The sequence below is a fragment of the Gallibacterium salpingitidis genome (assembly GCF_030517105.1).
GTDB classification, from domain to species: Bacteria; Pseudomonadota; Gammaproteobacteria; order Enterobacterales; family Pasteurellaceae; genus Gallibacterium; species Gallibacterium salpingitidis.
Genome location: NZ_CP103875.1, coordinates 1,256,847 through 1,270,632 on the forward strand (window position 1 = coordinate 1,256,847; position 13,786 = coordinate 1,270,632).

11 protein-coding genes and 1 CRISPR repeat array are annotated in these 13,786 nt (G+C 36.3%); of the genes, 7 read left to right on the forward strand and 4 right to left on the reverse strand.

Features of this window, described 5'->3' with window-relative positions:
* Nucleotides 1-2 precede the first annotated feature (2 nt).
* The gene (gene hpt / locus NYR30_RS06005; protein WP_302502314.1) at nucleotides 3-542 is read right to left on the reverse strand and encodes a hypoxanthine phosphoribosyltransferase; all 540 of its coding nucleotides are present in this window, start codon (nucleotides 540-542) and stop codon (nucleotides 3-5) included.
* A 190-nt stretch (nucleotides 543-732) separates the two neighbouring features.
* Nucleotides 733-1,008 carry a hypothetical protein gene (locus tag NYR30_RS06010; RefSeq protein ID WP_302502316.1) on the reverse strand — a complete coding sequence of 92 codons (276 nt, stop codon included), beginning with the start codon at nucleotides 1,006-1,008 and terminating at the stop codon, nucleotides 733-735.
* Nucleotides 1,009-1,481: 473 nt separating this feature from the next.
* On the opposite strand from NYR30_RS06010, the gene NYR30_RS06015 reads away from it, so the two are divergent.
* The 4 genes from NYR30_RS06015 to NYR30_RS06030 all read left to right on the forward strand — a co-directional run bounded on the left by NYR30_RS06015 (nucleotide 1,482) and on the right by NYR30_RS06030 (nucleotide 5,491).
* Nucleotides 1,482-2,063: an NAD(P)H-dependent oxidoreductase gene (locus NYR30_RS06015; RefSeq protein ID WP_302502317.1), complete on the forward strand. Its 582-nt coding sequence runs from the start codon at nucleotides 1,482-1,484 to the stop codon at nucleotides 2,061-2,063.
* A 190-nt stretch (nucleotides 2,064-2,253) separates the two neighbouring features.
* A complete protein-coding gene (gene mprA, locus NYR30_RS06020) occupies nucleotides 2,254-2,772 on the forward strand; it encodes a transcriptional repressor MprA (RefSeq protein ID WP_302502319.1) in 519 nt (172 codons plus the stop codon).
* A gap of 21 nt (nucleotides 2,773-2,793) precedes the next feature.
* A complete protein-coding gene (locus NYR30_RS06025; RefSeq protein ID WP_302502320.1) occupies nucleotides 2,794-3,960 on the forward strand; it encodes an EmrA/EmrK family multidrug efflux transporter periplasmic adaptor subunit in 1,167 nt (388 codons plus the stop codon).
* Nucleotides 3,961-3,973: 13 nt separating this feature from the next.
* The gene (locus tag NYR30_RS06030; RefSeq protein ID WP_302502322.1) at nucleotides 3,974-5,491 is read left to right on the forward strand and encodes a DHA2 family efflux MFS transporter permease subunit; all 1,518 of its coding nucleotides are present in this window, start codon (nucleotides 3,974-3,976) and stop codon (nucleotides 5,489-5,491) included.
* Between the two features lie 259 nt (nucleotides 5,492-5,750).
* Here the strand turns inward: NYR30_RS06030 and NYR30_RS06035 are convergent, their stop codons facing one another.
* Nucleotides 5,751-6,203: a LexA family protein gene (locus NYR30_RS06035; protein ID WP_302502323.1), complete on the reverse strand. Its 453-nt coding sequence runs from the start codon at nucleotides 6,201-6,203 to the stop codon at nucleotides 5,751-5,753.
* A 178-nt stretch (nucleotides 6,204-6,381) separates the two neighbouring features.
* Between NYR30_RS06035 and modF the strand changes: the two genes are divergently transcribed.
* The 3 genes from modF to NYR30_RS06050 all read left to right on the forward strand — a co-directional run bounded on the left by modF (nucleotide 6,382) and on the right by NYR30_RS06050 (nucleotide 11,912).
* A complete protein-coding gene (modF, locus tag NYR30_RS06040; protein WP_302502325.1) occupies nucleotides 6,382-7,836 on the forward strand; it encodes a molybdate ABC transporter ATP-binding protein ModF in 1,455 nt (484 codons plus the stop codon).
* 167 nt (nucleotides 7,837-8,003) lie between these two features.
* The gene (gyrA, locus tag NYR30_RS06045) at nucleotides 8,004-10,634 is read left to right on the forward strand and encodes a DNA topoisomerase (ATP-hydrolyzing) subunit A (RefSeq protein WP_302502326.1); all 2,631 of its coding nucleotides are present in this window, start codon (nucleotides 8,004-8,006) and stop codon (nucleotides 10,632-10,634) included.
* Between the two features lie 135 nt (nucleotides 10,635-10,769).
* Nucleotides 10,770-11,912 carry a 5-methyltetrahydropteroyltriglutamate--homocysteine S-methyltransferase gene (locus NYR30_RS06050; protein ID WP_302502327.1) on the forward strand — a complete coding sequence of 381 codons (1,143 nt, stop codon included), beginning with the start codon at nucleotides 10,770-10,772 and terminating at the stop codon, nucleotides 11,910-11,912.
* 263 nt (nucleotides 11,913-12,175) lie between these two features.
* A CRISPR array of direct repeats spans nucleotides 12,176-12,564; the repeat unit is 28 nt; unit sequence CTTTACTGCCGCATAGGCAGCTTAGAAA.
* A gap of 71 nt (nucleotides 12,565-12,635) precedes the next feature.
* Here NYR30_RS06050 and ompA read toward each other — a convergent pair.
* Complete coding sequence (gene ompA, locus NYR30_RS06055; RefSeq protein WP_302502328.1) at nucleotides 12,636-13,694, reverse strand: porin OmpA; 1,059 nt, start codon at nucleotides 13,692-13,694, stop codon at nucleotides 12,636-12,638.
* Nucleotides 13,695-13,786: the final 92 nt, after the last annotated feature.

Sequence of the window (13,786 nt, forward strand, 5' to 3'; positions counted from 1 at the left end):
TTTTATTCTTCTAATACTACTTTCGCGATATAGCCTAATTGACGATATTGTTGAGCATAATCAATACCATAACCAACTACGAACTCATCTGGAATTGTAAAACCAACCCAATCTACATTCACTTCCACTTCACGACGAGATGGTTTATCTAATAATGTGCAAATAGTTAGTGAATTAGGTTCGCGTAATGATAAAATTTGATGCACTTTATCTAAGGTATAACCAGTATCAATAATATCTTCGACGATTAAAACATCTTTGCCTTTAATATCACCTTCAAGATCTTTCGCAATTTTCACATCATGGTTGGTAGTCATGCCACTGCCGTAACTGGAGGTTGTCATAAAATCTACTTCCAATGGCAATTTAATTTCTCTAACGAGATCCGCCATAAACATAAACGAACCTCTTAATAAACCAACTACATATAAGCCATTGCTTTGTTTATGTTGATAATATTGTGTTATCTCTGCACCTAATTCTTTAATTCTTGACTTCACATCCGATTCAGCAATTAATGTGTCAATGTGATGCTTTTTCATTGCGTTCTCCTCATTTCACCTAGCAATAAGCTGCGCTACTATACCGAAAAATACATGAATAAAAAACTAATATCATCATCTATCTGACTATTAACGATCTGTTTTGTGATAGTGCCAAAAATAATGAGGTTGTCTGATTTATTACAAACAACCTCATCAAAAAAGCTCTAAATTGTTAAATTAATCTTACTTACTTCATTCCTCGCTTAGGAAGCTGATTCATCAATTCATTCGCTTCTCTGAGTGCTTTCAAATAAGTTCTCGTCACAAGTAACATTCTAAGCGTACAGAGACCAAGACCTGAAAGTAAAATGATAAATATGTATTCAAATGTTTCACCATACCAAACGCCAAGTACGATAAAGAAAAAAGCCTTTGCTAAGCTATCTTGTGACAATTTAGCAGATGAAACTTTTAATGTAGTGAAAGGTACTTCGAGTGCAGGATGATATATATAAGGAAGCATATATCTTTTACTTTTTTTGTATCCAAACGAAAGTAATTATAGACAACAATCAAAATACTAACAGCAGCGCTACTGAATCCTACGGTAATAAGCCACTCAGGACCAGGATGGGTCTTAAACTGATCATAAATTAAAATTGCATACCAAATTAAAATTCCTAAATGCGAAATCCAAACAATAAAAAGCGTTGTATTATGATATTTGATATAATTATCAGGATAAAATTCATCAGTCATAACCAGGTTCCTCAGCAGTAACTCAATGTAAGAAAAGAAAGTATGCTTGATCATCTTTCGTTTTTCAATATAACAAAGTCGTTAGGAAACTCAATACATCCCATTATTCCTCTTACGCATTATTTTCTTTGCCTTATCTATAACACCAGGAAATAAAATTCTTGATATTAACTCTTGTACTCGGCAAATCATTACAATAGTATTCGTGATTTGGTTTTTCTCATTATGGAGTACATTATGCACAATTTGATTATCTATGCTCACCCAAATGATGCAAGTTTTAACCATGCGATTTTAGATACTGTTGTTGAAGCTTCTCAGCAAAAAAGAATAGAAGTTTCTGTTCGTCATCTTTACCAACTAGGTTTTAATCCGATTTTAACGTGGGACGAATTTCAGCAAATTAATCAAGGCAATATCCCCGCTGATATACAACAAGAACAGCAGCTGATTAAGCAAGCTGATCTGATTACCTTAATTTATCCATTATGGTGGATGGGATTCCCTGCTATTCTAAAAGGTTATTTAGATCGTGTTCTTAGCCATGGTTTTGCTTATGAAACTGATGAAACTGGTAGCCGAGGACTATTAAATGATAAAAAAATGTTACAAATTGTAACAATAGGTAATAATGTACAAGAATATGAAAAACAAGGATTTATAAAAGCATTAGATGCTACTTTAATCAATGGATTGTTTAATTACTGCGGTATTACCAACATCAAACATTATTTCTTCGGTGATATTCATATTATTAGTGATCAAGATCGAAAAAAATATTTAACAGAAATAAAACAGAAAATTTCACAATATAGGTAACCTTATGTTTTGCTTAACATTTTTACCAAACCTTGAAAATACCTATTTATAGGTATTTATATTATTTTCTCACATTCATTATTATTACCAGTGATTCTCTGACGTGCTAATCCACTTGACCAAATATAATTTTATAAGTTATTATTCCGACATTTACTGTTCCACTTAACACTATTAACTGAGGTAATTTATGGTTAATCAATTGTTATCCGACACTGATAACGTACTCAAGATGTACTCTGAAGATTTTCCTAATATGCCATTAGAGCAAATCATTCTGGTACGCTTACTATTCAATGTAAATAGTAATTATCTTGAGCACCGCAACCATCTTCTTAAAGAAGTTGGTCTTAATCACACTCTATTTGAAGCTTTAATTGTTACCTATCTTCAACCTAATCACGAGATTCAACCTTCTCGTCTTAGTGAGATCTTAGGTTCATCACGTACTAACGCAACCCGTATTTCTGACGAATTGGTTGGCAAAGGATGGATCGATCGTATTAGCGTTCCAGAAGATCGTCGTTGTTTTAGTTTACGTATCAACCAAAAAGGCCACGAATTCTTAAAAGAAATTTTCCCTCACCAATGGGAATTGATGGGTTCTATTTTTAGTGTCTTAACTGATAAAGAGATCCAAACTCTACGCCGTTTATTACTCAAACTCTCTAAACGATTGGAAGAATATAACCTCCACCATAGAATATAATTTTGTATTTAGGGTCGTAACATGTCAGAGAATTCCGAACAAGACAAAAAAAATGCTGTTCGTAATAAAACCAGAAGGAAACATCTTGTTTCCTTCGTTGTTTTATTACTCCTTATTTCAATAATCAGTTTCGTTTATTGGCTTTTTTTCGTGAAAGATTTCACTGAAACTGATGATGCCTATGTTGCTGGCAATATTATTCAAGTTTCTTCGCAAGTTTCTGGTAGTGTTTCTCAGTTAAACACTGAAAGCACCAGTTTAGTGAAGAAAGGCGACGTATTAGTACAGCTAGATGATACTGATGCCAAATTGGCACTTTCTCAAGCGAAACACACTTTAGCAGACGTAGTACGTAAAACAAGCCAACTTGCTTTTACTGAAAAACAATTAACTTCTCTTTTATCTGCTAAAAAAATTGCTTTAAAACAAGCAGAAGAAGATCTTGCGCGCCGTCAATCTTTAAATAAAACAGGCGCTGTATCAAAAGAAGATTTTCAACACGCTGTTGATGCTGTCACTATGGCAAAAAGCGATCTAGAAGCAACACAAGAACAACTTAATGCAACGAAAGCATTATTGTTAGATACACCTATTGAGCAACAACCAAATGTGATTCAAGCTGCTGATAATGTTCGCCAGGCTTGGTTAAATTTACAACGTACTAAAGTTGTAAGCCCTGTTACTGGTTATGTGGCTAAACGCAGTGCGCAAGTGGGTGAAAGCATTAAAGCAGGTTCACCTTTGTTGGCTGTTGTACCACTAGATCAAATTTGGATTGATGCCAATTTTAAAGAAACACAATTAAAAAATATTCGCCTAGGACAACCTGTAACGGTTGTATTTGATCTCTATGGTGATAATGTCGAATTCGATGGAAAAGTTGTAGGTATTGATGCTGGAACTGGTAGTGCTTTCTCTTTACTACCAACACAAAATGCAACTGGTAACTGGATTAAAGTTGTACAACGCTTACCTGTGCGTATCGAACTTGATCCTGAACAAGTACAAAAATATCCATTAAGAATTGGTCTTTCTGCAACCGTAGAAGTGAATACTTCTGACAGTAGTGGTGCTGTGCTACCAACAGATAGCAAAGCAGAAACACGCTACGCGACAGACACTCTGAATTATGATCTAGCGCCAATTAATCAAGAGATTATTGAAATTATTCAACAAAATAGTCATTGATTAGGAGGTAAAGATGAATACAACGCCGATTAAAGGCGGTGCATTAGTGATGATGACATTAGGGCTTGCATTAGCGACTTTTATGCAAGTCCTAGATTCAACCATTGCTAATGTAGCTATTCCAACTATCGCTGGTGACCTGGGTGCTTCCAGTACACAAGGGACGTGGGTAATCACCTCTTTTGGGGTGGCTAATGCGATCGCGATTCCGATTACTGGATGGCTCGCTCGTCGTTTTGGTGAAGTCAAATTATTCTTAGTTTCTGTACTAATCTTTGTTATTGCATCATGGCTTTGTGGTATTTCACATTCATTAAATATGCTAATTGCTTGTCGTATTGTGCAAGGACTGGCAGCTGGGCCGATCGTACCGCTCTCACAAAGTCTATTATTGAATAATTATCCTCCGCAACGTCGTGCAATGGCGTTGGCATTCTGGTCAATGACCGTTGTAGTAGCACCAATTTGTGGGCCAATTTTAGGTGGCTGGTTAAGCGATGATTTTCATTGGGGCTGGATTTTCTTTATTAATATTCCAGTTGGGATTTTAGTGATTGTCTTCACACAAATGACTTTAGGTGATCGAGAGACAAAAACCTATCAACAACCAATTGATAGTATTGGTTTGATTCTGTTGATCCTTGGTGTCGGTGCATTACAATTAATGCTAGATAGAGGACATGAAGAAGATTGGTTCAATTCGACAGAAATCATAGTATTAGCGATTATTGCTGCAGTTGGTTTAATTGCACTGATTATTTGGGAATTAGGTGAAAAACATCCAATTGTCGATATTGCATTATTCACGAAACGTAATTTTACGGTAGGTTGTATCTGTACTTCATTGGCGTTTTTAATTTATCTCGGTTCAGTGGTATTAATTCCTTTATTGTTACAACAAGTATATGGTTATACCGCTACTTGGGCTGGGTTAGCAACAGCGCCGATTGGTTTATTCCCACTGTTACTTTCACCGATCATTGGGCGTTTCGGTTATAAAGTGGATATGCGTTTATTGGTTACTATTAGTTTCTTCGTTTACGCATTTACCTTCCACTGGCGTGCTGTTACCTTTGAACCTGAAATGAATTTTGCTGCTGTTGCATTACCACAATTTATTCAAGGGATCGCGGTAGCTTGTTTCTTTATGCCGTTAACCACTATCACCTTATCAGGATTAAAACCAGAGGAAACTGCCTCTGCTTCAAGTTTGTTTAATTTCTTGCGGACATTAGCAGGATCGGTTGGTACTTCATTAACTACATTTATGTGGTATAACCGCGAAGCTTTACATCATGGGCAGTTAGTGGAAAGTATCACTCCTTATAACCCAATGTCGCAGCAATATTTCCAAACTATGGCTGAAAAAGGGTTGAGCGATACACAAACAGCAGCATTGTTAGCCAATCAAATTACACAACAAGGGTTGATTATTGGGGCAAATGAAATTTTCTATATTTCTGCGATTGCTTTTATGTTGTTGTTCGTAGTGATTTGGTTAGCAAAACCACCTTTTGGTGCCAGACATTAATATTGTTGTCATTACAATATTGCTGCAATTTACTCTACTACTTCGTCTTACTAGCCAAAAAAGCCGCTTTTAATTTAAAATAAAGCGGCTTTTTCATCGTAAATTCTTTATCGTGATTTCTTAGCTTAATGAGTAAAAGATTTCCCTTTTGTGTCTATTACGCGAACTTCTTTGCTGTAATTTTCCTACTGCAGCTACTGCAACTTCTCTACTGCAACTATCTTGTTACAGTTTTCCACTTTCTACTGATGTTATCAGATTATGCAACTCTACGTTTCTGCAAACGGTGAATTGTACTCACTACCGTACCTTGAATATTGAGTTCACTCATCAGTGTTACTTTAAGATTCGGATAACGTGAATCTAATGAGAAAAAGACAAACTTTCCTTCTTGTTCAGCAAAAAATTCATATAACTGTAAACCGTTGTCTTGCTCAATCACCACTAAATCACCAATATGTATTTCATTCGTTTTTTCAATGATCAACATATCGCCAGTATCAATTCCCCACGCAGTTAAATTCTCATTGATCACACGCAAAAAGAAAGTTTCTTGTGGTTTCTTAATACAATATAAATTGAGATCCATACGGTAATGAACGTTACTCCGTTTATTGAAATACTCTTTTTGTGGATTATCATCATACAACGGTAATGGAAGATAAGAATATTTTTGTTCTGACTCGAACACATTATCAATACGCATTTGCATAGCCATCTCCACTTTCAATTAATACTTGTACAGTTAATCTTCACAGTTAATACTGTTTATTTATACAGTATAATTTACTGTATATTAATACAGTATTCAACAATTTTTTTTCCGATTAATTGATCGAAAGGCAAAGTTGAGTACACTGCTATTATTATCAACAAGTTAGACAGACAAAATGCAAATTCAACTAGATCAAGTAAAAATCAAAATTACCTCGCAACAGTGGTTACAAATAGCACAATTTAAAATTACCCCACTCTCTTTCACCGTAATTGTTGGTCATAACGGCAGCGGAAAAAGCACTTTAAGTAAATTTATTAGCCAACATCAAGCACCTTATTCTGGAAAATATAGCAATGATTTCAAAAACATCAGTCTGGTTTCTTTAGCACAACAGCAAATTTTGTTAGAACAAATTTTTCGTGATTTGAATAATGATAGTGTTAGCCCTGATGATCAAGGCAAAACAGCTCGACAAATTATGCTTGAAAACCAATCTTATCCTGCTGAAAAGTTAATGCAGATTGCGAATATAGTTGGCATCACTGCTTACTTAGATCGTCCATTTAAATTATTATCTACTGGAGAAGCTCGCAAAATCTTACTTGCGAAAGCATTAATTGCCGAACCCGATTTATTGATTTTAGATGAACCTTTCGAAGGGTTAGATGCAGCTTCTCAACAACAATGGCTCTCCTTATTGCATCAACTAAAACAACATTTGACTATTGTGTTAGTTATCAATCGTCTTACCGACATTCCTGAGTGGGCAGACTCAATCGCTTTATTACATCAATGCCAATTAATTACGCAACAATCGGCAGCTGAGATGCTCAACAGCGATATCTTTCAACAGTTATGTTATGCCGAAGAGGCCATTACTGTTCCTGTACCGCAAGCAGCAATGCCTGCGATTAAGTTGCCAGCTAATTTACAAACTATTTTTGATTTACAAGATGTTGTAGTGAAGTATGGCGAGAAAACTATTTTGCACCATCTTAATTGGCAGGTAAAACAAGGTGAACATTGGTGGATTAAAGGTCCAAATGGTTGTGGTAAATCTACACTACTCTCGCTGATTAATGGCGATCATCCACAGGCTTTTAATAACAAAGTAAAACTGTTTGGCAAACAGCGAGGCAGCGGTGAAACCATCTGGGAAATTAAACAATATATCGGCTTTTTAAGTAACCATTTTCATTTGGACTATCGCGTTAACTGTTCCGCATTAATGGTGATTATTTCTGGCTATTTTGACTCTATCGGTGTCTATCAACATATTGATGAAAATATACGTTTAAATGCACTGCAGTGGTTAAAACGTATTGATATGGAAAAATTTGCCAATGCACCATTTCGCTCACTGTCTTGGGGACAACAACGCTTACTATTAATTGCGCGTGCTTTAGTAAAACATCCGCCTATTTTAATCTTAGATGAACCCTTAATGGGACTAGATGCACTCAATCGCCATTTAGTATTAACCTTTATTGATCAACTTATTACTAATAGCGATACCCAGCTCTTTTTTGTTTCTCATCATCAAGAAGATCAACCTGAGTGTATCAATCGTATTTTTGAATTTATCCCTGTTAACGATACCTATCAGTATAAAATCACCACTATCTAAATATAGCGATTTGGCTTAAGAACAGTGATCCAATTATCACTGTTCTTGAGTATTTTCCACCTTAGTTCTTAGTCGAATTAATACAGCTTTTTCCTATGGATATCAGGCTTTTCGTGCTATAATTCTCGACCGTTTTTGACAAAATTCAAACCATAGGAAATGTCTAAATGAGCGATTTAGCAAAAGATATTATTCCCGTTAATATCGAAGAAGAAATGAAGTCTTCTTACCTCGACTATGCCATGTCAGTCATTGTCGGTCGTGCGTTACCTGATGTACGTGATGGCTTAAAACCAGTACATAGACGTGTACTTTTTGCCATGGCAGTAGGCGGTAACGACTACAATAAACCTTATCGTAAATCAGCACGTATCGTTGGTGATGTTATCGGTAAATATCACCCACACGGTGACTTAGCGGTTTACGATACTTTAGTACGTATGGCACAGCCTTTCTCACTACGTTATCCCTTAGTAGATGGTCAAGGAAACTTCGGTTCAATTGACGGTGATTCTCCTGCTGCAATGCGTTATACCGAAGCTCGAATGACGCAAATCGCCCATGAATTGCTTGCTGATTTAGATAAAGAAACTGTGGACTATCAGCCAAACTATGATGGTTCAGAAATGATCCCTGAAGTGTTACCAACGAAAATCCCTGCTTTACTGGTTAATGGTTCTAGTGGGATTGCTGTTGGGATGGCAACTAATATTCCACCACATAACCTTGGCGAAGTAATTGATGGTTGTTTAGCCTATATCGAAAATGATCAAATTTCGATTGATGAATTAATGACCTATATTCCAGGTCCTGATTTCCCTACTGCTGCAATTATTAACGGTAAAAAGGGGATCGAAGAAGCTTATAAAACGGGTCGTGGGAAAATCTATATTCGTGCAAAAGCAGAAATAGAAACCGATGATAAAGGTCGTGAAACCATTGTTGTTCATGAAATTCCTTATCAAGTAAATAAAGCACGTTTAATTGAAAAAATTGCTGAGCTCGTTAAAGAAAAGAAAGTTGAAGGAATCAGCGGTTTACGTGATGAATCTGATAAAGATGGTATGCGTATTGTGATTGAAGTGAAACGTGATGCTGTCGGTGAGATTGTTTTAAATAATCTTTATGCATTAACTCAATTACAAGTTACTTTTGGTATCAATATTGTTGCTCTCGATCATGGACAACCTAAATTATTAAACTTAAAAGAATTGATTGAAGCGTTTGTACTCCATCGTCGTGAAGTTGTTACTCGTCGCACGATTTACGAATTACGTAAAGCACGTGAAAGAGCACATATTTTAGAAGGTTTGGCAATTGCTTTAACTAATATTGATCCAATTATTGAATTAATTCGTACCGCACCAACCCCTGCCGCAGCGAAAGAAGCCTTACTTGCCCAACCTTGGCAATTAGGCAATGTCGCAGCAATGTTAGCAGCGACTGGTGTTGATGCAGCTCGCCCAGAAGATCTTGATGACCATTTAGGTATCCGCGATGGGGTATATCATCTTAGCGAAGCACAAGCACAGGCTATTTTAGATTTACGCTTACAAAAACTCACCGGTTTAGAGCATGAAAAAATTCTAGATGAATATAAATCTTTATTAGATGTCATTGCTGAACTACTCCATATTTTGCATAGTCCAGAACGTTTAATGGAAGTTATTCGCGAAGAATTAGAAAAAATTAAAGCCCAATATAATGATGCTCGTCTTACTGAAATTACAGCAAGCAGCGGTGATATTAATCTTGAGGATTTAATTAACCCTGAAGATGTTGTAGTTACCTTATCGCATGAAGGTTATGTAAAATATCAACCACTTTCAGATTACGAAGCTCAACGTCGTGGTGGTAAAGGTAAATCAGCTACGAAGATGAAAGAAGAAGATTTCATTGAAAAATTATTAGTGGCTAATACCCACGATACCATTCTCTGTTTCTCAAGCCGTGGTCGCCTATATTGGTTAAAAGTTTATCAATTACCACAAGCAAGCCGTGGTGCAAGAGGGCGTCCAATTGTGAATCTATTACCGTTAGAAGAGAATGAACGTATTACGGCAATTCTTCCTGTGAAAGAATATGCCGAAGATAAGTTTATTGTTATGGCTACGGCTGGTGGTTTAGTCAAGAAAACAGCTTTAACTGAATTTAGTCGTCCTCGTGCAAGCGGTATTATTGCAGTAAATCTACGTGAAGATGATGAATTAATTGGCGTTGATATTACTGAAGGTAACAATGAAATTATGCTCTTCTCCGCCCAAGGTCGTGTAGTACGCTTTGATGAAAATGCTGTGCGTGCGATGGGTCGTACCGCTGCTGGAGTACGAGGTATCAAATTGGCATTGACCAATGAAATTTCTGATGAAGAAAATGATAGTGATGAAAGTGGTGATGACAATGAACAAACACTTGATTTAACTATTGATAAAGTTGTGTCTTTAGTGGTACCAAAAACAAATGGTGCAATCCTTACTGCAACGCAAAATGGTTACGGAAAACGTACCGAGTTGACTGAATATCCAACTAAATCCCGGAATACAAAAGGGGTGATTTCAATCAAAGTAAGCGAGCGTAATGGTAAAGTAGTTGCCGCAACTCAAGTCGAAGAAAACGATCAAATTATGCTAATTACTGATGCTGGTACTTTAGTGCGTACCCGCGTTGCTGAAATTAGTCTGGTAGGACGTAATACACAAGGTGTTCGTTTAATTCGCACTTCTGATACAGAACAAGTTGTTAGTATTGAGCGTGTCTGTGATGAAGATGAAAACAGTGATGATGAAGTCACTGAATAAATTATCTACACTTCTTTTTAAAGGCGGCAAAAGTCGCCTTTTTTATTAAGCTTTGCCTTGATTCCTGATTTAAAGTGCAGTATTTTATGTCTAGACATCTAAACGTCCAATTTATTAATAATTATGAGGTTTAAAATGAGTAAATTATTCCCAAATGCAACACAACGTACTAAAGCCCCTTATCGTTTCGATATTGTTGGTAGTTTCTTACGCCCAGAAGCGTTGAAATTAGCACGCAGCCAATGCCAATGTGGCGATATTAGTTGCGCCGATCTAACCGCAGTAGAAGATCAAGAAATCAGTAAATTAGTAGCACACCAAAAACAAGTTGGATTACATGCTGTTACTGATGGTGAATTTCGTCGTACTTTCTGGCATATGGACTTTTTAGCTGCATTAGAAGGTGTTCAAGAAGTCGATGCTAAACAATTTTCTGTACAATTTAAACATCACAATGTGCGTCCAAAAACATTAAAAATTGTAGGTAAAATTGGTTTTGGCGAACATCCTTTCCTAGAACATTATCGTTCATTGCAAAAAATTGCTGGTGATTATCCAGTGAAATTCACTATTCCATCACCAAGTATGTTGCACTTGATTTGTCTAGTCCGTGAAACAGATTATCAGCCAATTGATTTATATAAAGATAATGAACAACAACTATTAGCTGACTTAGCACAAGCATATCGTGACGCTATTGCTAAATTTTATGCATTAGGTTGCCGTAACCTACAATTAGATGATACTAGTTGGGGTGAATTATGTTCCGAAGAGAAACGTGCTGCTTATACCGCTCGCGGTATTGATGTCGATCAGCTTGCTAAAACTTATGTGAATTTAATTAATGAATCAATTAAAGATAAACCAGCTGATATGACTATTACCATGCATATTTGTCGTGGTAATTTCCGCTCTACTTGGTTCTCTTCTGGTGGCTATGAACCAGTAGCAGAAACTTTATTTGGACACTGCAAAATTGATGGTTTCTTCTTAGAATATGACAGTGATCGTGCAGGTGATTTCAAACCACTACGTTTTATTAAAGATCAACAAGTTGTTTTAGGCCTTGTTACCTCAAAAAGCGGCGAATTAGAAGATAAAAATGCCATTATTGAACGTATTAAAGAGGCTGCGCTATATGTTGATATCAATCAGCTTTGCTTAAGTCCACAATGTGGTTTTGCTTCAACTGAAGAAGGCAATGTATTAACTGAAGAGCAACAATGGAAAAAACTCGAATTTATTCGTGAAATCAGCGAAGAAGTTTGGGGCAAATAGTTAATCTAAATTTATTTTCAATTTCTCACTTTTTAAAGCTATATCTTAAGTTAGGATATAGCTTTCTTATCTTTCTCAACCCCAGACCTTATTTTGTCCTTCATCTATCTTTTAGCATTATCTCCATTTCATACCCTATTTTTTAGACTATATATAACTTTTTGATTTAAAAGAGATTTATATCATTGACAAAAAAAGGGGTAACCATTACCGTATAAACGCTATCCCTTGTTATTACTAGGATAAAGCTCTTTAACAATCTACTTTACTGCCGCATAGGCAGCTTAGAAATGTTTATGCACAAGAAAATTCTACAAATGGGTCTTTACTGCCGCATAGGCAGCTTAGAAAAATCGGAATAATGGGGTGATATTGCTCTGCAACTTTACTGCCGCATAGGCAGCTTAGAAAATCAATGACAACAAAATCAGCTAATCTTTCTACTTTACTGCCGCATAGGCAGCTTAGAAATGCTTTTTTGATTTCAAACTCGGTTGCAAAACCTTTACTGCCGCATAGGCAGCTTAGAAAACCAAGACCGCTAACAGCATTCGTTGCTAAATCTTTACTGCCGCATAGGCAGCTTAGAAATCGGACTTGTGTCAATAACTGTAACCATCAAAACTTTACTGCCGCATAGGCAGTATAAACATAAAGAAAAAGCCCCGATAATTCGGGGCTTTTTGATCGGCTACCACATAGGCAGCTTAGAAAATAATTAAATTATTTTTCAACTGTTGTTTGGTGTTGACCACTTACAGAAACTTCAACACGACGATCTGGTGCTAAGCAAGCGATTAATGCTTTACGACCTTTAACTGCATCACAAGTGTTGCCAGTTACAGGGTTTGCTTTACCATAACCAACTGCTTTAATTACATCTGGAGATACAGATTTAGAAACTAAGTAGTTAGCTACAGTGTTAGCACGGTCTTGAGAAAGTTTTAAGTTATATTTGTCAGAACCAATACGGTCTGTATAACCTGCAACTTCAACAGATGATAAAGAACCAACTTTAGAAATTTCTTGTTGTAAGTTATCTAATGATTGTGCTGCTTCTGGTTTTAAGTTTGCTTTACCGAAAGCAAATAATACATCAGAGCTTAATGCAAATTTCTTGTTAACAACTTCAACTGCTGGAGCTGGAGCTTGTTGACCTTGACCAAAACGGTAAGAAAGACCTAAAGATACAGAACCAATGCTTGGGCTGTATGAAACATCATCATTAAATTGACTTACTTTACCAACTTTAGCAACCCATTGGTATTCTAAACGTGCTGCTAATTCTGGAAGAATTGCATATTCAACACCAGCTGCAAATACTGGGGATACTTTTAATTTATGTTCTGATTCGGTTTTAACACCATTCTCGTGCTCAGTATAATCAGAACGGATTAAAGCAGCACCTAAACGACCATAAACATCTAAGCCATCAACATATGCTACTGGGTAGCTTGCTTTTAAGCTAAGATTTAAACCGTGTGCTGTATGTCTCACACGAACATCATCTTGGTGCATTCTTAATTTACCGTAGAAATCATAACCTGCTTCAACAGCGAAATTATCAGTAATTTGGTAACCACCAAATACACCGTAAGTTTCTGAATTACGATGAATACCGTAAGAACCACCTTTTTCATTATCGAATTGATTTACATCATAGTGGAATGATGCCCAACCAGCTTTCGCACCAGCGTAGAAAGTATTTGCTTGAGGAGCTGCTTGTGCTACTGATACGAATGCTAATCCTGAAATTGCTAATGCGATTGCAGTCTTTTTCATTATAAAATCCTCTTGAATTTATTATCTATATGAGATTTTTGAGGTTACATTTACATAAAAGACATGGTAAACATCAACCTCTCCCCAAAATA

Bases quoted from the DNA above. Each gene is read 5' to 3' on its own strand.
- modF (WP_302502325.1), top strand. From the start codon at position 6,382: ATGCAAATTCAACTAGATCAAGTAAAAATCAAAATTACCTCGCAACAG.
- NYR30_RS06010 (WP_302502316.1), bottom strand. From the start codon at position 1,008: ATGCTTCCTTATATATATCATCCTGCACTCGAAGTACCTTTCACTACA.
- mprA (WP_302502319.1), top strand. From the start codon at position 2,254: ATGGTTAATCAATTGTTATCCGACACTGATAACGTACTCAAGATGTAC.
- NYR30_RS06030 (WP_302502322.1), top strand. From the start codon at position 3,974: ATGAATACAACGCCGATTAAAGGCGGTGCATTAGTGATGATGACATTA.
- NYR30_RS06015 (WP_302502317.1), top strand. From the start codon at position 1,482: ATGCACAATTTGATTATCTATGCTCACCCAAATGATGCAAGTTTTAAC.
- gyrA (WP_302502326.1), top strand. From the start codon at position 8,004: ATGAGCGATTTAGCAAAAGATATTATTCCCGTTAATATCGAAGAAGAA.
- hpt (WP_302502314.1), bottom strand. From the start codon at position 542: ATGAAAAAGCATCACATTGACACATTAATTGCTGAATCGGATGTGAAG.
- NYR30_RS06025 (WP_302502320.1), top strand. From the start codon at position 2,794: ATGTCAGAGAATTCCGAACAAGACAAAAAAAATGCTGTTCGTAATAAA.
- ompA (WP_302502328.1), bottom strand. From the start codon at position 13,694: ATGAAAAAGACTGCAATCGCATTAGCAATTTCAGGATTAGCATTCGTA.
- NYR30_RS06050 (WP_302502327.1), top strand. From the start codon at position 10,770: ATGAGTAAATTATTCCCAAATGCAACACAACGTACTAAAGCCCCTTAT.
- NYR30_RS06035 (WP_302502323.1), bottom strand. From the start codon at position 6,203: ATGCAAATGCGTATTGATAATGTGTTCGAGTCAGAACAAAAATATTCT.